This window comes from Roseivirga spongicola (genome assembly GCF_001592965.1).
GTDB lineage: Bacteria > Bacteroidota > Bacteroidia > Cytophagales > Cyclobacteriaceae > Roseivirga > Roseivirga spongicola.
The window spans coordinates 111601-131582 of sequence record NZ_LRPC01000031.1 but is presented as its reverse complement, the minus strand read 5'-3'; the positions used below and the strand labels follow the sequence as shown (position 1 = coordinate 131582).

The following is a 19982-nucleotide window of genomic DNA, read 5'->3' as shown; positions in this document are numbered from 1 at the left end:
GCCAGTAGATCAACGGTTCAGTCGCAGCAACTGGCTTTCTGGCTTCCTGTTCTAGTTCCCGAGCTTCCGACTTCTGGCTCAATAGGCCGAAAGCTTGGCAGATCCTTCAGCTACGCTCAGGATGAAAAAGATGACCGCATCAGGTAAATGCTTACTTCTTGGAAGAGGTGCAATCCATCAGTATCCTCGGTAAGTTCCTACTTATGGCTTCTCGCTCCAAGTATCTAGCTCACTCCACCCCTAACCCCTGAAGGGGCGGTAGATCAACGGTTCAGTCGCAACAACAGGCTTTCTGGCTTCCTGTTCTAGCTTCCGACTTCTGGCTTCTGGCTCAATAGACCGAAAGCTTGGCAGATCCTTCGGCCACGCTCAGGATAAAAAAGATTACTGCATAAGGTAAATACTCAGTTTAAGCTTACCTCTTGGAAGAGGTGCAATCCATCAGTATCCTCGGTAAGTCTCCTTTTATGGCTTCTAGCTCCAAGCATCTAGCTTCCCGCTTCCGACTCCGAGCTTCCAGCTCACTCCACCCCTAACCCCTGAAGGGGCAATAGATCAACGGTTCAGTCGCAGCAACTGGCTTTCTGGCTTCCCGCTTCCGACTTCCAGCTCAACATTAGCCCTAAATCTCCCAATCGTCATTAATTTGGGCCATGGTATGATATGCTGTCATATCGTACTGACAAGGCACTACGGCCACATAATTATGGTCTACAGCCCACACATCGGTATCTTCACCTTTGTCATTGTTAACAAAATTGCCAGCTAACCAAAAGTATGGTCTACCATAAGGGTCTTTCCTATGGTCGAATTCCTCCTCCCAATGTGCCTTTGCCTGTCTACAAATCTTAATACCCTTTATCTTTTCATTTTGCTTAGGAGGAAAATTGACATTCAGTGCAACGCCTTTGGTAAGGCCTTTAGCTAGCACTTCTTCTGCAATTTGCTTCACGTAATCTCTGGTGTGGGAAAAGTCTGCATCGTGAGAAAAATCTGCCAGTGAATAACCTATAGAGGGATAGCCTTCAATGGCTCCTTCAATAGCTGCAGACATAGTACCAGAATACAAAACGCTTACCGCTAAGTTGCTACCATGATTAATTCCACTTACCACAAGGTCTGGGCTCTTATCTTTAAATACATGATGCTTAGCCAACTTCACACAATCGGCAGGTGTTCCAGAGCACTTATAACTCTTTATGTTAAGGTCATCAAAAAGATCTTCTGGAATTAAACGTAGCGGTTCACCAATAGTAATGGCATGCCCCATTCCAGACTGTGGACTATCGGGAGCAACTACGATTACCTCTCCTATTTCGGACATTACCTCCGCTAAAACGCGAATGCCGTTAGAAACTATACCGTCATCGTTAGTAACAAGAATAAGTGGCTTTGACATGCTTCAAAGATATTGTTTTATGCTGGAAGGGACAGAGTTTGTCTAAAGGGAATTGTCTGAAATTATAAGTTTTTCAACTCATTGTAATGCGCGACCACTTTGGTGAGATCAACCAACTTATCTACCCTCAGTCTTTCTCTTTTTATGAATTTCCGTAACTCCGAATGCTGATCAGGAAATGCTCTAATCACATCATTTTTAGTATTCCCTACTTCGGTGAGGTTGGCATTTTCATCTATCAGCCACAATTCATAAGCTAAATAGCGAAAGGTTACAATTTGATTACCCGGGCCATAAAATGGATCGTACATGCTTCTTCTAAAAGAACTTCGGTTAGAGGATGACCTGGAACGAGTGGCAATGTATTCTCTGGCTATAAGTGACACTCCACCTTGATGAATTAACTCGAAGATTTTCGGCCTACGGTATCCTGTCTGATTAACTACTGGTACGGCATAAAAAAACCTCATGGCCTTTCCTTTACCACCATCAATTGAAAAGTACTGAAACTGATTAGCGCTTAAGGTAGTGACATTGCTTTTACCAGTTTCTATGACCAGAATTACGTCTGCTGTTAAGTCATACTTAATTCTACCCTTGAGTTCGGTTCCGTCATTAAGCGTTACTGAACCCGTGTGAAACTTCTCACTAGGAAACTGCTGCCCTACGGCTGTAAGACCTCCACAAACCAACAAAGCAAAAAAGAAGAACGCTCTCATTACTATTATAAACTACGGTTTACCCTTAGAATGTTTCGTTTGTAGAGCGAACAGAAGCGAAAAATTATAGCTTCTTCATCTCCACATATTCTAAAATCTCTAAGCCATACCCTATTAAACCTACTCTTTTTTGAGGATTATTAGAAATGAGCTTGATTTTAGATATACCCAAATCTCTAAGAATTTGAGCACCTACTCCATAATCTTTGGTGTCCATCTTTAGACCGAATTTACGGCTCAAAGGTTGTTCTGTTACTCCATCTTTTTGCAACATTTTCATTTCATGAATAAGTCGCTGCCCTCTAGCACTCTGATTCATATAGAGTACCACACCTTTACCCTCAGATTCAATCATTCTAAGAGCATGTTTAATAGGGTTACCAGAGTCGAACTTAAAACCAAATATATCACCAAGGGTACTAGATGAGTGAACTCTTACGAGTACAGGCTCGTCAGGCTCCCACTCTCCTTTTATAACTGCCAGGTGCATTTCATTAGTATTGATCTGCTTATAGGCTTGTAAGTGGAAATCTCCGTATTCAGTAGGCAAGTCAATGCCCATTTCCCTTTCGATCAGACTCTCATTTTCTAATCGATATGAGATTAAGTCTTCTATAGAAACCAGCTTCAGGTTAAAGCGTTTTGCTACATGAACCAAGTCTGGTAAACGGGCCATGGTACCATCTTCGTTCATAATTTCTACTAGAACACCAGCCGGATTCAAACCTGCCAATCGGGCTAAATCCATAGCTGCCTCTGTATGGCCTGTTCTTCTTAACACCCCTCCTCGCTTAGCTCTCAACGGGAAAATATGGCCTGGTTTACCCAATTCTTCAGGTCGAATGTTCGGGTCTACCAAAGCTTTTACCGTTTTGGCGCGGTCTGAGGCAGAAATACCCGTAGTACAGCCGTGACCAATAAGATCTACCGAAACGGTGAATGGAGTTTCATAAGCTGCCGAGTTATTATCAACCATTAGGTTGAGTCCCAATTCATCGCACCTATCTTCAACAACTGCAGCACAAATAAGGCCTCGGCCATGAGTAGCCATAAAATTGATGATCTCTGGAGTTACTTTGTCTGCTGCACAGATAAAGTCTCCTTCATTTTCACGGTTTTCATCATCTACTACAATAATTACTTCTCCGTTCTTAATAGCCTCAATGGCCTCCTCAATGGTATTAAGCTTAATTTCTTCAGACATATCTCTAGTAAAAGCCCTGCAAAGGTATAAAGTTCAGCGGGGTGAAAAAATGATCATGAAATGACGGTACCCAGTTCATCATTGATCTCTTTGAGCATAATTTTCAAATGCTGATGCATTCTCATTAACTCATCTTGTTCATCTTGGTTTTTAGACTTTTTAAGGGTCTCTTCATTCTGATGAATGAGTGACTCCAATTTCTTTCTTTTCAACCTTAAAATGGCCGAATAAGCAGCATTTGGTAAATCTTCTGACTCATGCATTGTGCTGATTCGGTGTCGTTCTTCCCAACCCTCACTTACAAAGTATTTCATTTCTAGCATATCTATGACCAACTGACTCATAGACGGATTATTAGGCCCAATAAACTGATCGGCATCTAATTTCTTTCCTTCATCTAAAAGTTGAGTAGCCCAATTGAGTGTTTCCTCGATCAATTTATTTTCAAAATTGATAGATTCGGTTTCGCCCAAAACAAACTCGGCAATACTCATTTCTTCATCGAAAGGTTCATGACCATAATTGATTACGAGACGAAGGCATTCTCTTTCTACCGGAAAGGCAAGCGAACCAATATCTGGTTTCTTCTGCTGAGGTTCTGCCACAGGTGGTGGCAATTCTTCTTGATAAGCCTCCGGCTTTTTGTCTTTCCTTTGTTTCTGAATAATGAGTTTATTCAGCTCACTTAGCAATACCTGCTCCTCAACATCGAGCAAATTGGCACTGGCAGAAACATAGACAGACCTTTTAATTCCGTCAGGAATAAGCGATATACTCTCAATAATATCTCTTATTACCTGCACCTTTTTAGTAGGATCGGTTTGCTTACCACCATCGGTAAGAATGTCTGTCTTAAAGGTGATGAAATCTCGAGCGTTGCTTTTCAGATATTCCTGAAAAGCATCGGAAGTCATGGTTCGGGAGAAACTATCTGGGTCTTGCCCGTCAGGGAAAACCACCGCTCTTACATCCAGATCATTCTCGAGAATCATATCGATTCCACGGAAAGAGGCCTTAATTCCAGCACTATCTCCATCGTATAGAACAGTAATGTTCTTGGTGTAGCGACTGATTAGCTGAATTTGCTCCTTTGTTAAGCTTGTTCCGCTAGATGCCACCACATTATGAACACCAGCCTGGTGCATGGATATAACATCAGTATAACCTTCTACCAAGTAACACAGGTCTTCGTTCCGAATGGCCTGCCTTGCCTGATGGATTCCATAGAGGATATTACTCTTGTGGTATACATCTGTTTCAGGAGAATTAATGTACTTAGGCTGCTTCTTGTCCGACCTGAGTGTTCTAGCTCCAAACGCAATTACCTTACCAGCAACGTTTTGGATGGGAAACATTACCCTACCTCTAAAACGATCGTACTTCTTATTTTCCTGCCTGAGTATAAGACCGGCTTTTTCAAGAATATCTTCAGAATACCCTTTACTCTTGGCCTCTTTTAATAGACCGTCCCACTGATCTAAAGAATAACCAAGCTCAAAGGTCTTAATGGTTTGCTCATTAAAACCTCTCTCTTTAAAGTAGCTTAAACCAATAGACTTACCTTCTTCTGACTGAAACAGCTGCTTTTTGAAAAATTCACTAGCAAAGTTCAGTATAATGAAAAGACTGTCTCTTTCATTCTGAGCTTGAATTTGCTCATCGGTTTGTTCTTCTTCCTGAACCTCAATTCCGTATTTACCAGCCAGATACTTGAGGGCCTCAATGTAACTGATTCCCTCAACTTCCATCACAAACGAAATGGCGTCTCCACCCTTTCCTGAGCTGAAGCACTTGAAAATCTCTTTACTTGGCGAAACATAGAAAGAAGGAGTCTTTTCATTGGTGAAAGGACTTAAGCCTCTGTAGTTGCTACCTACCTTTTTTAGACTGACAAAATCGCTGATAACTTCGACTATATCGATACGATTTTTTATCTCCTGAATTGTTGAATCGCTTATGGCCATAAAGGGTTTCAAATATAGTTGATTGTGTTACGCGAAACATGAACTATTCCTATGTACCGATGTTTTTATTAAATGTCGGGCGAAAGCCTTTTATTTGCACCCAAATTTGAGAAGATGGCATTGAGTAAAGAAGCGGTTTTAGCGGCCTTAAGAAACGTTCAAGATCCAGATATTAAGAAAGACTTGGTAACTCTTAATATGATTCAGGACATTGAGATTGACGGAAACAAGCTAGGGTTTACCGTAATGCTCACTACTCCTGCGTGTCCGCTAAAGGAGCTAATTAGAAAAGATTGTGAAGAGGCAATTGCCAAGTACATTGGAGAAGATATTGAGGTAACAGTTACCATGAGTTCTCATGTAACTTCTACTAGAGATAATGCACCGCTTCTACCGGATGTTAAAAATATTATCGCTGTAGCTTCTGGTAAAGGTGGTGTTGGAAAATCTACTGTAACGGCTAATCTGGCTGTGGCATTAGCCAAACAAGGGGCTAAAGTTGGAGTTATTGATGCCGATATTTTTGGCCCTTCTATGCCTACCATGTTCAACTGCGAGCATGAACAACCAGGTATAAAGAAAGAAGGAGACAAAAACCTGATTATTCCTGTGCAACAATACGGTGTAAAGCTTATTTCTATTGGGCTATTAACCCCTGCAGAAAATGCCGTGGTTTGGCGTGGGCCTATGGCCAGCAGCGCACTTAAGCAGTTTATTGCAGATACCGAATGGGGTGAGTTAGACTATTTATTCATAGACCTCCCTCCTGGCACCAGTGATATTCATCTTACACTAGTTCAAACTGTACCTGTAACTGGTGCTGTTTTAGTAACAACTCCACAGAAAGTAGCTATTGCCGATGCGCAAAAAGGGTTGAACATGTTTCAGCAAGCCCAAATCAATGTTCCGGTTCTTGGAGTGATTGAAAATATGGCTTACTTTACACCCGAGGAATTACCAGAAAACAAATACTATATTTTTGGTAAAGGAGGTGGAAGAAAACTTGCCGAGAAACATAATGTTCCATTCATAGGCGAAATACCTCTGGTACAGGGAATTAGAGAAGGTGGAGATGTGGGATACCCGGCCATTATGAATAGCGATATTACAGGAGAAGCTTTTAAAAATGTGGCAGAAGTTGTGGCTCAGAAAATAGCCATAAGAAACGCAGAAAAGGCTGAAACGAAGAAAGTAGAAATTAACGTTTAAAATATGCTTGAGAGAATTGAAACAGCACTAGAGAAAATCAGACCTTTTCTGATTGCAGACGGAGGAAATGTTCGTGTGCTGGAAGTAACTGAAGACATGGTGGTGAAGCTCGAGTTAGAAGGCGCGTGCGAATCGTGCCCAATGTCTCACATGACCATGAAAGCCGGAATTGAAGAGGCCATTAAGCGAGATATTCCTGAAGTAAAGGAAGTAATAGCGGTAAATGTAGCTGAAGCTTAATAAAGAATTACAATTCTTTAAGAGGCGCTTTTTTTTGAAGCGCCTTTTTTGTTGGTGGTCATTGAATTATCAGCTTAAATTTGACACGTTGAACTAATAGTTATCTTTGTTGGCGATTAGCCCTCAACGGATAAAATGATTTTCATTTTTGGCCGTTCTAAACTTTGGAAATGAGCAAAAAGCCCTTCAATATTTTAAGCTTTCTTAAGAACATCGGAATTATGGTAGGCATCGGATTAGTTGCCCTACTTTTCTTTTTTTATGTATACCTACCGTCTACTACCAACCACAACGAGACCATTACGGTACCCGATCTGGTAGGTAAGTCTTTCGATGATATAGATGAATTCTTAACCAATAGAAATCTTCAGTACGTAGTTACCGAAGACTCAGGTTTTTCTGAAGACTACGACCCTGAATTTATTCTTAGCCAAAATCCAAAGGGCGGTGCCAAGGTAAAGGAAGACAGGAAAATCTACCTTACACTTAACGCCAATGTTCCACCGCAGGTGCGCATGCCTAACCTGATCAACACTGACTTACCGAACGCAGCAGATATACTAAACAGCCACGGCCTTAAACTTGGAGAAATCTCTTATGTGCCAGACAGAAGAGTAAACGCGGTAATTTCTCAGAAATTAAGCGATGAAGATATTACCACTGGAACCATGATTTACAAAGGTTCTACAATAGACTTAGTGATAGGTAATGGCGAGGGTATCAAAAGCTTTCCTACTCCAGATTTCCTTGGCAAGTCTGCCGATGAGGTTAAGTTTCAAATTCAAGCTTCAGGCTTAAAACTTGACGAGATTAACTACATACTCAACGACACCGTTCCTCCTAACAGAGTGTACAAACAACTACCTCCGGTAGGTGCTATGGTAAGAACTGGAGACTTAATTGAGGTGTGGATTAATAAGGAAAAAGAAGAAGAGGAAGAAGAGCCACAGCAGTGAGGAAATCAGTTTGGATCATAGGGCTTTTACTTCTCTGTACGATTGTGAAAGGGCAAATCGTTGAGCGCCCTCTTCCAAATACAATGTGGAGCCTTAACTCCGTTCCATATTCTGCGCAACAGTCTCAAGCTACTCTTAGCCTCCCCTTCTGGGACGATTTTAGTACCGCTTCCATTGTTCCTTCATCCAACCTATGGCTTAGTGGCAATCAGGTTAGAATAAGCAATGGCACAGGGGTAAATGCTCCTACTATAAACGTGGCTATCTTTGATGGTGTAGATGCTAATGGGGCACCTTATAATGCATCGAGCCTAATTAATGGAAAGACAGATAGCCTTGTTTCTCATCCTATTAACCTAGCTACTTTAGAAGCAAGCCAAGCCGACTCGGTTTACTTAAGCTTTTTCTGGCAAGTAACGGGCAATGGAGAATTACCCGATGAAGAAGACAGTTTAAGCCTTGAGTTTAAAACACCTGATGGTACATGGCGGTCTGTTTGGTCTACTACCGGTGGTATAAATTTAGAAACTGGAGAGTTTTTCCAAGAAAACATTAAAGTAAACTCTGAATACTTCTCAGACACCTTTCAGTTCAAATTTCAATCTTATTCAAGACTTTCAGGAGCTTTCGATACTTGGCTTCTAGACTACGTTTATTTGAACGATTCTCGCTACGAAGCAGACACAGCTTACCTAGACAGAGCCCTTACCCGAAAGCCTTCGTTCTTGACCGCGCCATACTCGGCAATGCCCACAGAGCAATTCTTTGCTAACCCATCGCGCTACTTACAAGAAACCAATGTTGGCTTCTACAACTTAAATTCATCTTTTCAACCCATTCAGTTTACCACAACCGTTAGAGAGTTAATTGCCAATGAACAAATAGAAGTACTGAATGACGATAGAGTGGCTAACCCCTTGCCCGGAGCTTTTGAAAGAAGAACCTTTACCTCTCCTGCGCTTTCTGCCAATTTAAATGCCTTGGCCGACTCTCTGTGGCTAGAAACCTCTTACGTAATCAGGTCTGGCGACAACTATTTTATTGAGCGTATTAACCCAGGTGTAGACACCACCTTTAACACCAACATTGACTACAGACTGAATGACACCGTAAAAGTAATTACTGTAATAGATGACTATCTGGCTTACGATGACGGTGAACCAGACTTTGCTGCTGGTATCAATCAAAGAGGTGGCAAATTAGCTTATGCATATTATGTAGAAGGAAGAGCACTGCTGACTCACATAGACATTAACTTCCCATTTGTTCAACAAGCTGGAGAACCAATTGAACTTTATGTTTGGAACAACCTGAATAATGACCCAGAATCGATCTTGTACCAAAACTCATATAGTGTCTTAAGGCCTTCTAGCATTGGCGAATTGAGAGCGTATGCACTAGAAACCCCAATTTTTGTTCAAGACACTATTTACATTGGTTTTGAACAAGGTACTAACGAGTTTCTAGCAGTAGGTCTTGATAAGAACATAGACTCTGGTGACAAGATGTACTATAACGTAAGCGGACAATGGCAAGAAAACGAGTTTGTGACAGGTAGCTTTCTCATGCGCCCTAGGTTCGATAAAGAAACCGCAGCCAACTTTGAAGAGGCAGATTCAGGCGAAGCCAGAGACATTAAACTTTACCCTAACCCTACTGAGGGTATACTTTTCTTTGAAGGTGAACTGGAGAACCTTTCGGTTTTTGACAATTGGGGCAAAGTGGCAAATTATGAGCTTAGCAAAGTGGCAAACGGATATACAATAGACCTAAGCTTCAACAAAAAAGGAATATATTTGCTGCGCCTTAGCCAAGGCGGAAATGTAAGCTTTAAAAGAATAATACTAAAGGAATAAAAATGGAGAACATCACCGTTCAAGAGGTAAAAGACAGATTAGATAACGGAGAAGATTTTTGTTTTATAGATGTGCGCGAAGTTTGGGAGTATGAAGAAGACAATATTGGCGCACAGAATATTCCATTAGCTGAAATACCCCATAAAATTTCTGATTTAGCTGAATTAAAGGAAGCTGAGATAGTTATTCATTGCAAGTCCGGTAAAAGAGCTTCTCAAGCCCAAATGTACCTAAGACAGCAAGGCTTCGGCAAAGTAATTAACATGACAGGCGGTATTGACGCCTATAGAGCTGCAGGGTTTTAGTCCCCACTCCCCATTAAAGAGACGCTTGATTCGCTAAACTTCTTGTGTTAGGATTGAATGAACCTCTAAAAGAGTTTCATCCAATCATTTACGTTTTGGTTATGGTAAACTTGTAGACCTAGTTTAGCAGCGGCTTCTATATTCATTTTATTGTCATCGATAAACAACCCTTCTGAAGCATTCAGTTGATGATCATTTAAGATTACCTGCCAAGCCTGAGGCTCAGGTTTTCTTGCTCCCACTTCTTGAGAGAAGTAGACCTGCTTAAAATAGTCATGAAAATCTTTTTGAGGAGAAGTATACTTGGCAATATTAAGAAACCTTCTTACATGGATTTCATTCGTATTGCTCATCACATATAGGTCATACTGCTCTGCCAACTTTTCTAGTAACTCAAATCGCTCCTTAGTAATAGGTCCAAGCATCGCATTCCATGCTTCGTCTAACAAGCCCTCTTCACCAGTAAACTCAAGCTCTTCTCTTAAGTGAGCGCGGAACGTAGGGTCATCGATCTCTCCTCTCTCATAAGTTTTGAAAAAATCAGCTTCGGCAGCTAAACTTTGAACCATTGGCAAAGGCTTACCAGAAACCTCAGCAAATGCTCTATAAGTAGCTTCGGTGTCCAAATCGATAATAACACCGCCAAGGTCGAAAATTATGTACGAGATATTTGATATTTCTATAGCCATGAACTTTGTTTAATTAAGGTCAAATATGTAACATTGCACTCCAATTTTCAACGGCTTTCTTAAGCAATTGAAAAGGGCCTATAACTCAGTTGGTTAGAGTATCTGACTCATAATCAGAAAGTCCCTGGTTCGAGCCCAGGTGGGCCCACAAATAGCACAATCGAAAGGTTGTGCTATTTTTGTTTATGGACGCACACATTTACATCCTTTGCAGCAAGTCACTAAATAAGTTTTATACAGGAAGCACTGAACTAGAACCCACAAAAAGACTTGAACTTCATCTTAATAAGGTATATGGCAATGAAAAGTTCACAAGCATTGCCAATGACTGGGAGTTATATTATCAGCATTTATGCTCAAATATTAGGCAAGCCAAGCTAATCGAAAACCACATCAAGAAGATGAAGAGCAGAGTATATATTCAGAATCTCAAGAAATACCCTGAAATCATGACAAAGTTATTATTGAGATACCCTGGTTCGTCCCGATAGCTATCGGGACAGGTGGGCCCACAAATAGCACAATCGAAAGGTTGTGCTATTTTTGTTTATGGACGCACATATTTACATCCTCTTTAGCAATTCAATTGATATCTTGTCTTGAAGTTGGTTTACACAAATAAGTGTAAAATAAACAAAAGCTATAAGACAAGTTTTCGGCATACGATATAACGAGAGTATCAAAAGGAGGTATTTTCAAACCCAACTTTAAAAGATACTTTGAAAACAGTTATAGAAGTACTTCAGAGCAATACTCTTCCCCTATCGAATCTGGCCTATGAATTAACTCGCTAAAAGCTTATTCTGTTGCTTTATTTTATTGAATAGATTAGAACGGCTGTTACTAATTGCCTCTGCCTGCTCAGAAATACCAAATCCTCCATGGTGATGTTCTCTAAGAAGATGGACTCCGCCTTACAACAAAATTCTCTGTACTAAAGAAAGAGCCTGACCTTTCATTTGGTATTTTAAAGCTTGTGATACATACAACAAATCAAGATTGACAATTTTCCCCCTTTGAGGGTGGCTTACAGCATGTTTTGCTTCATAATTTATATCGCTGCTCCATAATTTTTAAACTATCCTTAAACTTTATGAATTAGACAGCATAGTTCATATCCCTCACTTTGAGTTCTTCCTGACCTTTGTAAGAAGCAATTTATTTCAAACAACATTAAAAATTTAAGGTCATGAAAAATCTACTATTCATTCTTTTATTCTTTAGCACATTAGCCGCCAAAGCACAAGAAACAAGCGTTGAAAAATCAACCTTCGGAGTACAAACTGGAGTTTTAGGAATCTGGGCATACAATGAAGCAAAACTATCAAACGCCATAGCACTAAGAACAGAGCTTGGCTTTGATTTTGGTATTTGGGAAACTACTTATTACGATGATTATGATTCTCCGTTCATTCTCACACCTGTTATAGTGGTTGAGCCAAGATTCTATTACAACCTCAAAAGACGTTCAGAAAATTCTCAACGAACTGATGGAAACAGCGGCAATTTCATTGCTATAAAAACTAGTTACCATCCAGAATTGGCTCTTTTCAATACTGACGAGGCTCCAGTGGTAAGTGATTTCGCCATTATACCTACATGGGGAATTAGAAGAAATCTAGGAGACCATTTTAATTATGAAGCAGGAATTGGTGTAGGGTACAGCTACACCTTTGCAGAACGTGCTGGTTATTCTAAGGACAAAAGTGAAATAGAATTGAATATGCACTTGCGAATAGGATATAGATTCTAGCATAAACAGAGCAATTTTCTATACATCCAAAGATTCATTGCCGGGATTAGATTTTGGCAATGCTCCTAAAACATTTAATCACTTTAATTATCAAAAAAATGAAAAACATATTAATTATCATATTCACATTTTGCGCGCTACTCTCCTATGGTCAAAATGACACCAAGCCAATTGACAGAAACGGATTTGTTATTGGTTTTGGAATTGGCGGGGGTGTCATCAGTATATCCGACAGCGATCAAGCAGTACCTTTCGATGATGCTCAAGCCGGTGGCAGTTTTCCAAACTTGAAAGTAGGTTGGATGGTCAATGATCGTCTAGCCATTCTAGCAACCTACGCAGGAATGGGTTACGAACTCGAAGACAAAGACCGAAGTTTTGATGCATTGATGCCTTCTGTACAATATTGGGTAAAGGACCGATGGTGGATAAATGCCGGTGCAGGTTTGGCTATGGATTTTCCAGCATTCTATGAAGATAGTATTGAAGAAGAAGATTGGAATTTTGGTGGAGCAGTAGCCTTTAGTACAGGCTATGAATTAGTACAAAAGAAAAGCTTTGTATTAGACCTTCAAACACAATTGCAGATGGGATGGGCAAGATTAGACAATGATATAGATCGAGAGGTTGTAGTGCTCTCTTTTGAAGTTGGTTTTAATTGGTTTTAAAGCAGACACCATCTGAGAAGATCACCAATCATGGATAACAGCCTTCTAACGGTCGATTAATATAGAAAGCCTGATTGAATCGGGCTTTCCAATTACCTCACTATAATAGAATAGTTCTTTTTTAATTACATTTATATAATAATTACACCTTATATTTATTACATAAAGGTAATCTAATGAACCACTGGGACAAGTTATTAGTACGTGAACAGCTTGATAAAAAGCTTGTTAAATTTAGGTCTACACCTCCTTTACCGTCAAACGGATGGATAAAAACAATTCGGGAAGCCTTAGGGATGACAACTGCTCAATTGGCAAAAAGAGTTGGTGTTAATCAACCTCGCATAACTCATATGGAGCAAGCTGAACCCGAAGAAAACCTCAAGCTATCAACTATGAATAAGGTAGCTGAAGGGTTAGGGATGAAGTTTGTATATGGCTTTGTTCCTAAAGAAAGCCTTGAAAATACTGTTAGATCACAGGCTAGAAAACTTGCTTTAAGTCGCATGGAACGACTTGATCACACCATGCGCTTAGAGCTTCAAAACTTAAGTGAGCCTGAAAAGGAAAAGGCCATAAGTGATATGGTTGATCGTATCCTGATAGAGGGTGATAAAGAGTTATGGGAGATCAAATGATATTTGAAGAACCAGATGGCGCAACACCTCTCGATCCCGATGAAGCAGTTGGCTTAAAACTCTCTCATATATCTACCCGTGAAGAACTCAACCGTTGGGAACAGGAAAATATCAATCAAGCCTATTCTTGGTGTGAGAGAAGGCGAAATAAAAAGAATGTGGTTTCCGAAGAGTTCTTGACCACCCTTCACAAACAAATGTTTGGGAAGGTTTGGCAATGGGCTGGTGACTTCAGACGATCTGAAAAGAGTATCGGAATTGATTGGGTTCAAGTACCAATTGAGCTTCGCCAACTAATTAATGACATGAATTATTGGATAGAGCATGAAACATTTCCATCGGATGAAATTGCTGTAAGGTTTCATCATAGATTGGTGTGGATACATTTATTTCCGAATGGTAATGGTAGACACGCTCGACTAGCGACTGACCGACTGCTTATGGATGTTTTTGGCTTAGAGCCATTTACTTGGGGAAGTACCAACATTGACAACCAAGGGAATGTGAGGTCACAATATATTCAAGCATTAAGGCAAGCCGACAATCATGATTATTCTGGGTTAGTGGAGTTTGTGAGAACTTAAGCCCCAACAACAAGACCCCTCAAAATGATCCTAAGACTCCTATGCTTGTCGCAACTGATAACGGGTTTCAACAAATAGAATAACAAAAAAAGCCAACTATAAATCTATTTTAAGAGAGATCAACTCAATAGGCAACCACTGTCACCCCCTCCTCCTTCGCTTGGAGTTAAACCTCTTACTTCTGTATGGCTTCTCTGAAGTTGAATTAGACTTTGGTTTGTTTGACTTTGGCTGACCTGATTTCTTCCTTGGTTGGGTAGTCTGAGTTGGCTGTGGCTTACTCGCAGCAGACAAATCTCCAGTAGGCTCAAAGCCCTTGATTACTTCAATATTTAGTCGGTGTTCGAGTAGTTTTTCTATTCCCTTAACCAACGGAAATTCTTCTGCATCGAGCAAGGAAATTGCCTCTCCATTTGCCCCAGCTCGCCCTGTTCTTCCTATTCTATGCACATAGTCTTCAGCTGCCTTTGGCAGTTCAAAATTGACAACGTAAGGAAGCAAAGGAATATCTAAACCCCGGGCTGCAATATCTGTTGCCACCAACACGCGTATAGTCCCTTCCTTAAATCCCGCCAAGGCTTTGGTTCTAGCGCCTTGGCTTTTCTCTCCGTGAATAGCAGCAGCTGTTATTCCGTTTTTGTTTAGCTTAACACTTAGGCGATTGCATGCGTGCTTGGTTCTCATAAAGATAAGAACCTGCTGCCAGTCGCCTTCTTTAATCATTTTCAAGACTACTTCAGACTTCTGCTTTCTATCTACATGATAGAGAAATTGTTGAACTTGTTCCGAAGCAGAATTTTCTGGATTCACTTCTACTAAAACAGGATCTTGCAAAAACGAGCCAGCCAGTTCTTTAATTTCCTTCGAAAAAGTAGCCGAAAACAAAAGGTTCTGCCTTTTTGAAGGAAGAAGAGGAAGTATCTTTTTAATATCTCTATGAAAGCCCATATCCAACATTCTATCTGCTTCGTCTAGCACTAGAATTTCTACGTGAGCCAGAGAAATATGGCCCTGACCAACCAAATCCAACAGACGCCCAGGTGTGGCAATTAGAACATCCACACCATTTCTTAAAGCTCGAATCTGAGGGTTTTGGTTAACCCCTCCGAAAATAACGGCAGACTCCACATGAAGAAACTCGCTATAGGTTTTTACATTTTCATGTACTTGGGCCGCAAGTTCTCTAGTAGGCGTAAGTACTAAAGCCCGAATTGGCCTTCGTCTTGGCTGATGGCCTTCGGAAAGGATTTGCAGAAGAGGCAGGGTAAAACCTGCGGTTTTGCCAGTTCCCGTTTGGGCGGAAGCCATTACATCACTTCCTTTTAAAATGTGAGGAATTGCTTTTTCTTGAATTGGCGAGGGAGTGGTATATCCTTTTTTGTTAATAGCGTGTAACAAAGACTTGGACAAACCAAGGGTAGCGAATGACATATATAAAATTAGAGTACTGCCCTATTGCATTATTGAGCCATGCAAAGTTACAGCTAATTCTAGCCATAGCCTATTCCTACCTTACTCATGAATTTAATCCTTGCTTTTACTCATTAAGAAAAATGGATACTTAAGGTTTTCCACTCTTATATATAAAAGAAGTAAACAAACTGCACTATCTAAGGAAGGCCAAATGGTTAAGTCATCTTTTGTTATCTTCCTGAAAAAATAAGCCATGAAACCCAACCTACTCTCAATCCTTCTACTCCTTTTAATAGTCAGTTGCCAACCTTCAAAAGAAAGTTCAGAGGAAAAGTGGCTTTCTAATGCTTCTCCTAGCGAACAAGGCTTCAGCTCTACATTCGAAACAGAGTTAGATAACTATATACAAACAGCTATAAATGACACCATAATACCAGGAGGCACGTTTCTGATTGCTAGGAATGGCCGAATAGTTTACCATAAAAGCTATGGCGAGATAGCCGGGACTAATATAAAAAACGAAGGGATTTACCGGATAGCATCTATGACAAAAGCTATTACTTCAGTTTCCATTATGCAACTGGTAGAACAAGGCAAAATTAACTTAGACGACCCGGTATATGAGTACATTCCAGCATTTAAGAATCAAGTGGTCTTAGACCAATTCAACTCTAGTGACTCCACTTACACTACCTTACCTGTAGACAAACCTGTAACCATCAGAAACCTAATGACTCACACCTCAGGTATAGTATATGGATCATTCAACCCAGGCAAAATTATGGCTGTATATGATCAATTCGATATGAACGTTGGATTTACTCACCCTACATGGTCTACGGAAAAGTGGATTAACAGACTTGCAGAAGTACCACTGGCCCATCAACCGGGAGCACGTTTTTCTTATGGGCTCAACATGGATGTGATGGGAAGAATTATAGAAGTAGTCTCTGGCCAGAAACTAAACACCTACTTTAAAGAGCACATATTCGATGTTATTGGAATGGAAGACACCTACTTTTATTTACCTGAATCTAAGCACGATAGACTAGTACCTTTAGCTCAGAAAATAAACGGCACTTTTATGTCTACCGATCAACTAGGCATGAGTGCTCTTACCGACTACCCAAAGCAAGGACCTAGAGATTTCTTTGCTGGAGGTGCTGGTTTAAGTTCTACAGCATTAGATTATGCACGTTTCATACAAACGCTGGTTGAAGGAGGTGGAGACCTACTTGGATCAGAAGCCATGGCTGAAATGACCAAAGACCAGCTTCCTTTAGTGATAAATGACTATGAAAACTACCCTAAAGGCCCCGATGGCAGTTTTGCATTAGGCTTTCAACTCTATCAAGACAAACCCACCAAGAAGAGTCCGAAATCTCCAGGCACTTATGAATAGAGCGGATACTTCAATACCAAGTTCTTCATAGACCCTCAGCAAAACATGATTTTCGTTGGAATGACACAAGTCAATGCTTTTCAGGGAGGTGCTTTTTGGGAAGGAATGTATAAGCTTATTTACCAATCAATAGACTAAATTCGTATAAACGTTTACTAGGGTTTTATAAGAATTTCAAATTTTATTGAAAAAATTCTACTGACACAAAAACTTGACTATCAAATACTTAGCATTTATATATAAAGAGTAAAAAGTTAACCACTGAAAATCAGTCACTTGCAAATTAAAAATCCTTTTCAGTACATTTGCAGCCATAACAACGAAATGAAAAATTTCAACTCACATAGCGAAACATTACAGCCAATAGGTAAAACAGCCTATGATCTATGTGATGAAAGCCGTTCGGGAAAGTAGAATTTTCGATATAAGATTTTTACAACCCGGGCTTTCAGTTCGGGTTTTTTGTTTCAAAAAAATTAAGAAATGCAGAAGATGACAATTCGCTTAGAAAACACAGGACTAGCGCCTTTGGGCTATCAAAATCACAGTGATTTTGAAGTTGGTAAAATATGTCTTTTGCAAAATAAGATCGGGAAGAATATGACTTGACAATACCGTACATAAGCGCGGCATTGAAAAGCCCGGTCTGCATAAGGCCGGGCTTTTTTTGTGCCCAAACAAAATGAAACTAAAAAACCACCTCGCCCTTCGGGCACTCCTCCTAAAAGGAGGAGAGTTTAATTACTCCCCTATCAACGGAAAATGTCCGCAGTACAAAGGGGTCAAGGGGTCAAGAAGCTAAAGGAGAGGCAGAACGAGTGTCTCCTCAATCCCGAAACATCGGGAGGAGAGAGCCTGCCTGCCGCAGGCAGGGTTAAAGCCCTCAAGCAGTCTTTCTCCCGATAGCTATCGGGACGGACTGTGATGTTTGAAAAAGCTCCAATGTAAATAGCGGGTCATTGCATCCAACAATTGGTTGATCGCCAGCTGAAAGGAACAATGGCCTCAATGGAAATGCGATAACGAGGGAGAGTTATACTGGTCTGTAAAACCAGTGCCTCAGGCTGAGTAGGTTCGAATCCTACCATTTCCACGGAATATAATCGTCAGGTATAAGGCCTGATGAGGGTTTCAGTATAGCCCCATAGTGCCGAACTAGTAAGTCTCGGTATGCTACTTAGCTTGAGGACATATTCCCATGCTTGTCGGAGGTTCGAATCCTCCCTACCCCACAATTGAATGAGAAATGGGGTAGTAGCTTAGTTGGTAGAGCACCATGCTTTTAACATGGTAAATGGACTAAAAATCCATTTTCAGAAGTTCATCGGGTCTTCTTTAAAAACCGATGCCAATACTGAAAGGAAGATTCAGTTTGCCCCTTACCTACTTCGGTAGATGAGGAAAGTTTTGAAAAAGCCAAGGTGGTTTAGGATATCGCCCGATGCAAGATTTGACTTCTGCTGTCACAGGAAGACGTTGCGAACTTCAGTTCCAAGCAAATTCCCCTGACTCTAGAACTCACTTCTGAATTCAGACTCAATAAACACCTCGCTTTGGATAGATGGCAAAACTGTTCAACCTTTCATAAAACGAAACTATTTGGCCAATAGCGATAAATAAATGTTTAACCGAGGGAAACCTCACAACCATTGTAAAAATGAAAAGAATACGAATCAACGATGGAAAAGTCGGTTTGGTTTTCAGAAATGGAGATTACCGCAAAGTGATCACCGCAGGTACTACTTGGTTATCGCTAGCGGACACTGTAATGGTTTACAACCTTACCGATCAGTTCTACTCTTCTAAAAACTTAAACATCCTTTTGAAGGATGAAGCCTTGGCTTCAATGCTTGAAGTAGTAGACGTGAAAGACAATGAGATTGTCATTCAATATGCTGACGGCAAGTTCAAACAAGTTTTGACTGTAGGAAAGTATGCTTTCTGGAAAGGTTTGGTGGAATACACTTTCACCAGAGTAGACCTAAGCGATTTCAACATTTCGCAAGACATTAGCAAAGCTGTGTTTACCAGCACCGATTTGCTAAGACACATCAGAGTTTACGTAGTTGAATCTTACGAAAAAGGACTCTTGATGATAGATGGAAAGTTGGAAAAAACGCTTGATAAAGGCACTTACTACTTCTGGAAAAACACCACCGCCATCAATGTTTTGAAGGCTGATATGAGGAAGCTTCAAATGGAAATTTCTGGTCAGGAAATTCTCACCAAAGACAAAGCCGGTTTGAGAATCAACTTCTACTGCCAATACAAAGTGGTTGATATTGAGAAATTTCTTATCGACAACAAGGATGCTGAAAAACAGCTCTATGTATTGATGCAGTTAGCTTTGAGGGAATACATTGGCAACTACACGCTTGACGAACTGCTAGAGCAAAAATCTGCGATTGCAGAATATGTACTGGAAGTTCTGAAGAGCAAAGCCGAAACTCTGGGAATTGAAATCAGGGATTGTGGTGTCAAGGACATTATACTTTCCGGTGAATTGAGAAACATCATGAACCAAGTTTTGGTGGCGCAAAAACAAGCACAAGCCAACGTGATTACCAGACGTGAAGAAACAGCTTCTACCAGAAGCTTGTTGAACACCGCCAAATTGATGGAAGACAACGACATGTTGTTCAAATTGAAGGAGATGGAATATGTTGAACGAATCGCAGATAAGATCAACAACATTTCACTTTCTGGCGGCAATCAGGTGGTAGATCAATTGAAGGAGATTTTCTCTAGGTAGTTGGTCTACCTGCTGCCACTCTAATGGTATGTCATCCCCGCGTAGGCGGGGATCTCCGAATGATAGGTGAGATTCCCGTTTTCACGGGAATGACGTCCAAAGAGAGGATAAAAAGGAACATGAAACAATTACATAAAAACTGAGGGAATACCTCCCAATGCTGCGGATTCTGTGCTCCACTTTAGGGGTGCTGTCCGAAGGACTGAGGGGTATTTACCCTCTCAAACGAAA

18 protein-coding genes and 2 tRNA genes are annotated in these 19982 nt (G+C 40.6%); 14 read left to right on the top strand and 6 right to left on the bottom strand.

Translation table 11 applies throughout. The features are described from left to right. Positions 1–622: 622 nt before the first annotated feature. The 4 genes from surE to dnaG form a co-directional block, all read right to left on the bottom strand. Positions 623–1399, bottom strand: coding sequence for a 5'/3'-nucleotidase SurE (surE, locus tag AWW68_RS18950; RefSeq protein ID WP_068224993.1), 777 nt, complete (start codon positions 1397–1399; stop codon positions 623–625). Between the two features lie 62 nt (positions 1400–1461). Further along, positions 1462–2118 carry a hypothetical protein gene (locus AWW68_RS18945; RefSeq protein WP_068224991.1) on the bottom strand — a complete coding sequence of 219 codons (657 nt, stop codon included), beginning with the start codon at positions 2116–2118 and terminating at the stop codon, positions 1462–1464. Positions 2119–2182: 64 nt separating this feature from the next. After that, complete coding sequence (gene ribB / locus AWW68_RS18940; RefSeq protein ID WP_084375770.1) at positions 2183–3322, bottom strand: 3,4-dihydroxy-2-butanone-4-phosphate synthase; 1140 nt, start codon at positions 3320–3322, stop codon at positions 2183–2185. A gap of 53 nt (positions 3323–3375) precedes the next feature. After that, a complete protein-coding gene (gene dnaG / locus AWW68_RS18935; protein ID WP_068224989.1) occupies positions 3376–5286 on the bottom strand; it encodes a DNA primase in 1911 nt (636 codons plus the stop codon). 114 nt (positions 5287–5400) lie between these two features. Between dnaG and AWW68_RS18930 the strand changes: the two genes are divergently transcribed. From AWW68_RS18930 to AWW68_RS18910, 5 genes are all read left to right on the top strand, one after another. Further along, positions 5401–6495, top strand: coding sequence for an Mrp/NBP35 family ATP-binding protein (locus AWW68_RS18930; RefSeq protein ID WP_068225059.1), 1095 nt, complete (start codon positions 5401–5403; stop codon positions 6493–6495). 3 nt (positions 6496–6498) lie between these two features. Next, positions 6499–6735, top strand: a complete 237-nt coding sequence (locus AWW68_RS18925) for a NifU family protein (protein WP_068224987.1) — start codon at positions 6499–6501, stop codon at positions 6733–6735. 170 nt (positions 6736–6905) lie between these two features. Then, positions 6906–7691 (top strand): PASTA domain-containing protein, encoded by a 786-nt coding sequence (locus tag AWW68_RS18920; protein ID WP_068224986.1) that lies wholly within the window; start codon positions 6906–6908, stop codon positions 7689–7691. Between the two features lie 83 nt (positions 7692–7774). Continuing rightward, positions 7775–9547 carry a T9SS type A sorting domain-containing protein gene (locus AWW68_RS18915; protein ID WP_157717728.1) on the top strand — a complete coding sequence of 591 codons (1773 nt, stop codon included), beginning with the start codon at positions 7775–7777 and terminating at the stop codon, positions 9545–9547. 2 nt (positions 9548–9549) lie between these two features. Further along, entirely contained in the window at positions 9550–9852 is a 303-nt protein-coding gene (locus AWW68_RS18910) for a rhodanese-like domain-containing protein (RefSeq protein ID WP_068224982.1), read from the top strand. A 65-nt stretch (positions 9853–9917) separates the two neighbouring features. Here AWW68_RS18910 and AWW68_RS18905 read toward each other — a convergent pair whose 3' ends face one another. Next, positions 9918–10541, bottom strand: a complete 624-nt coding sequence (locus AWW68_RS18905) for an HAD family hydrolase (RefSeq protein ID WP_068224981.1) — start codon at positions 10539–10541, stop codon at positions 9918–9920. Positions 10542–10615: 74 nt separating this feature from the next. Between AWW68_RS18905 and AWW68_RS18900 the strand changes: the two genes are divergently transcribed. The 6 genes from AWW68_RS18900 (at position 10616) to AWW68_RS18875 (ending at position 14184) form a co-directional block, all read left to right on the top strand. Beyond that, positions 10616–10689, top strand: a tRNA-Ile gene (locus tag AWW68_RS18900). Between the two features lie 37 nt (positions 10690–10726). Beyond that, positions 10727–11032 (top strand): GIY-YIG nuclease family protein, encoded by a 306-nt coding sequence (locus AWW68_RS18895; RefSeq protein WP_068224979.1) that lies wholly within the window; start codon positions 10727–10729, stop codon positions 11030–11032. 698 nt (positions 11033–11730) lie between these two features. Next, positions 11731–12294 carry a hypothetical protein gene (locus tag AWW68_RS18890; protein WP_068224978.1) on the top strand — a complete coding sequence of 188 codons (564 nt, stop codon included), beginning with the start codon at positions 11731–11733 and terminating at the stop codon, positions 12292–12294. Positions 12295–12392: 98 nt separating this feature from the next. Continuing rightward, positions 12393–12962, top strand: coding sequence for a hypothetical protein (locus AWW68_RS18885; protein ID WP_068225057.1), 570 nt, complete (start codon positions 12393–12395; stop codon positions 12960–12962). A gap of 176 nt (positions 12963–13138) precedes the next feature. Further along, positions 13139–13600 carry a mobile mystery protein A gene (locus tag AWW68_RS18880; RefSeq protein ID WP_068224976.1) on the top strand — a complete coding sequence of 154 codons (462 nt, stop codon included), beginning with the start codon at positions 13139–13141 and terminating at the stop codon, positions 13598–13600. Continuing rightward, positions 13585–14184 carry a mobile mystery protein B gene (locus AWW68_RS18875; RefSeq protein WP_185101308.1) on the top strand — a complete coding sequence of 200 codons (600 nt, stop codon included), beginning with the start codon at positions 13585–13587 and terminating at the stop codon, positions 14182–14184. Before AWW68_RS18880 ends, AWW68_RS18875 begins: the two co-directional genes overlap by 16 nt. Positions 14185–14325: 141 nt before the next feature. On the opposite strand, the gene AWW68_RS18870 is transcribed toward AWW68_RS18875, so the two are convergent. Then, positions 14326–15615, bottom strand: a complete 1290-nt coding sequence (locus AWW68_RS18870; protein ID WP_068224975.1) for a DEAD/DEAH box helicase — start codon at positions 15613–15615, stop codon at positions 14326–14328. A 235-nt stretch (positions 15616–15850) separates the two neighbouring features. Here AWW68_RS18870 and AWW68_RS18865 point away from each other — a divergent pair, with 235 nt between their 5' ends. The 3 genes from AWW68_RS18865 (at position 15851) to AWW68_RS18860 (ending at position 19751) form a co-directional block, all read left to right on the top strand. Then, on the top strand, positions 15851–16999 hold the full coding sequence (locus AWW68_RS18865) for a serine hydrolase domain-containing protein (protein ID WP_068224973.1): 1149 nt from the start codon (positions 15851–15853) through the stop codon (positions 16997–16999). Positions 17000–18009: 1010 nt separating this feature from the next. Continuing rightward, positions 18010–18092: transfer RNA gene (locus AWW68_RS20205), tRNA-Tyr, on the top strand. Positions 18093–18656: 564 nt separating this feature from the next. Beyond that, positions 18657–19751 carry a slipin family protein gene (locus tag AWW68_RS18860; protein ID WP_068224971.1) on the top strand — a complete coding sequence of 365 codons (1095 nt, stop codon included), beginning with the start codon at positions 18657–18659 and terminating at the stop codon, positions 19749–19751. Positions 19752–19982: the final 231 nt, after the last annotated feature.

Coding starts and splice junctions, on each gene's coding strand:
- AWW68_RS18925 (WP_068224987.1), top strand. CDS start 6,499: ATGCTTGAGAGAATTGAAACAGCACTAGAGAAAATCAGACCTTTTCTG.
- AWW68_RS18890 (WP_068224978.1), top strand. CDS start 11,731: ATGAAAAATCTACTATTCATTCTTTTATTCTTTAGCACATTAGCCGCC.
- AWW68_RS18885 (WP_068225057.1), top strand. CDS start 12,393: ATGAAAAACATATTAATTATCATATTCACATTTTGCGCGCTACTCTCC.
- AWW68_RS18895 (WP_068224979.1), top strand. CDS start 10,727: ATGGACGCACACATTTACATCCTTTGCAGCAAGTCACTAAATAAGTTT.
- AWW68_RS18930 (WP_068225059.1), top strand. CDS start 5,401: ATGGCATTGAGTAAAGAAGCGGTTTTAGCGGCCTTAAGAAACGTTCAA.
- AWW68_RS18860 (WP_068224971.1), top strand. CDS start 18,657: ATGAAAAGAATACGAATCAACGATGGAAAAGTCGGTTTGGTTTTCAGA.
- dnaG (WP_068224989.1), bottom strand. CDS start 5,286: ATGGCCATAAGCGATTCAACAATTCAGGAGATAAAAAATCGTATCGAT.
- AWW68_RS18920 (WP_068224986.1), top strand. CDS start 6,906: ATGAGCAAAAAGCCCTTCAATATTTTAAGCTTTCTTAAGAACATCGGA.
- AWW68_RS18910 (WP_068224982.1), top strand. CDS start 9,550: ATGGAGAACATCACCGTTCAAGAGGTAAAAGACAGATTAGATAACGGA.
- AWW68_RS18945 (WP_068224991.1), bottom strand. CDS start 2,118: ATGAGAGCGTTCTTCTTTTTTGCTTTGTTGGTTTGTGGAGGTCTTACA.
- AWW68_RS18880 (WP_068224976.1), top strand. CDS start 13,139: ATGAACCACTGGGACAAGTTATTAGTACGTGAACAGCTTGATAAAAAG.
- AWW68_RS18865 (WP_068224973.1), top strand. CDS start 15,851: ATGAAACCCAACCTACTCTCAATCCTTCTACTCCTTTTAATAGTCAGT.
- AWW68_RS18870 (WP_068224975.1), bottom strand. CDS start 15,615: ATGTCATTCGCTACCCTTGGTTTGTCCAAGTCTTTGTTACACGCTATT.
- surE (WP_068224993.1), bottom strand. CDS start 1,399: ATGTCAAAGCCACTTATTCTTGTTACTAACGATGACGGTATAGTTTCT.
- ribB (WP_084375770.1), bottom strand. CDS start 3,322: ATGTCTGAAGAAATTAAGCTTAATACCATTGAGGAGGCCATTGAGGCT.
- AWW68_RS18905 (WP_068224981.1), bottom strand. CDS start 10,541: ATGGCTATAGAAATATCAAATATCTCGTACATAATTTTCGACCTTGGC.
- AWW68_RS18875 (WP_185101308.1), top strand. CDS start 13,585: ATGGGAGATCAAATGATATTTGAAGAACCAGATGGCGCAACACCTCTC.
- AWW68_RS18915 (WP_157717728.1), top strand. CDS start 7,775: ATGTGGAGCCTTAACTCCGTTCCATATTCTGCGCAACAGTCTCAAGCT.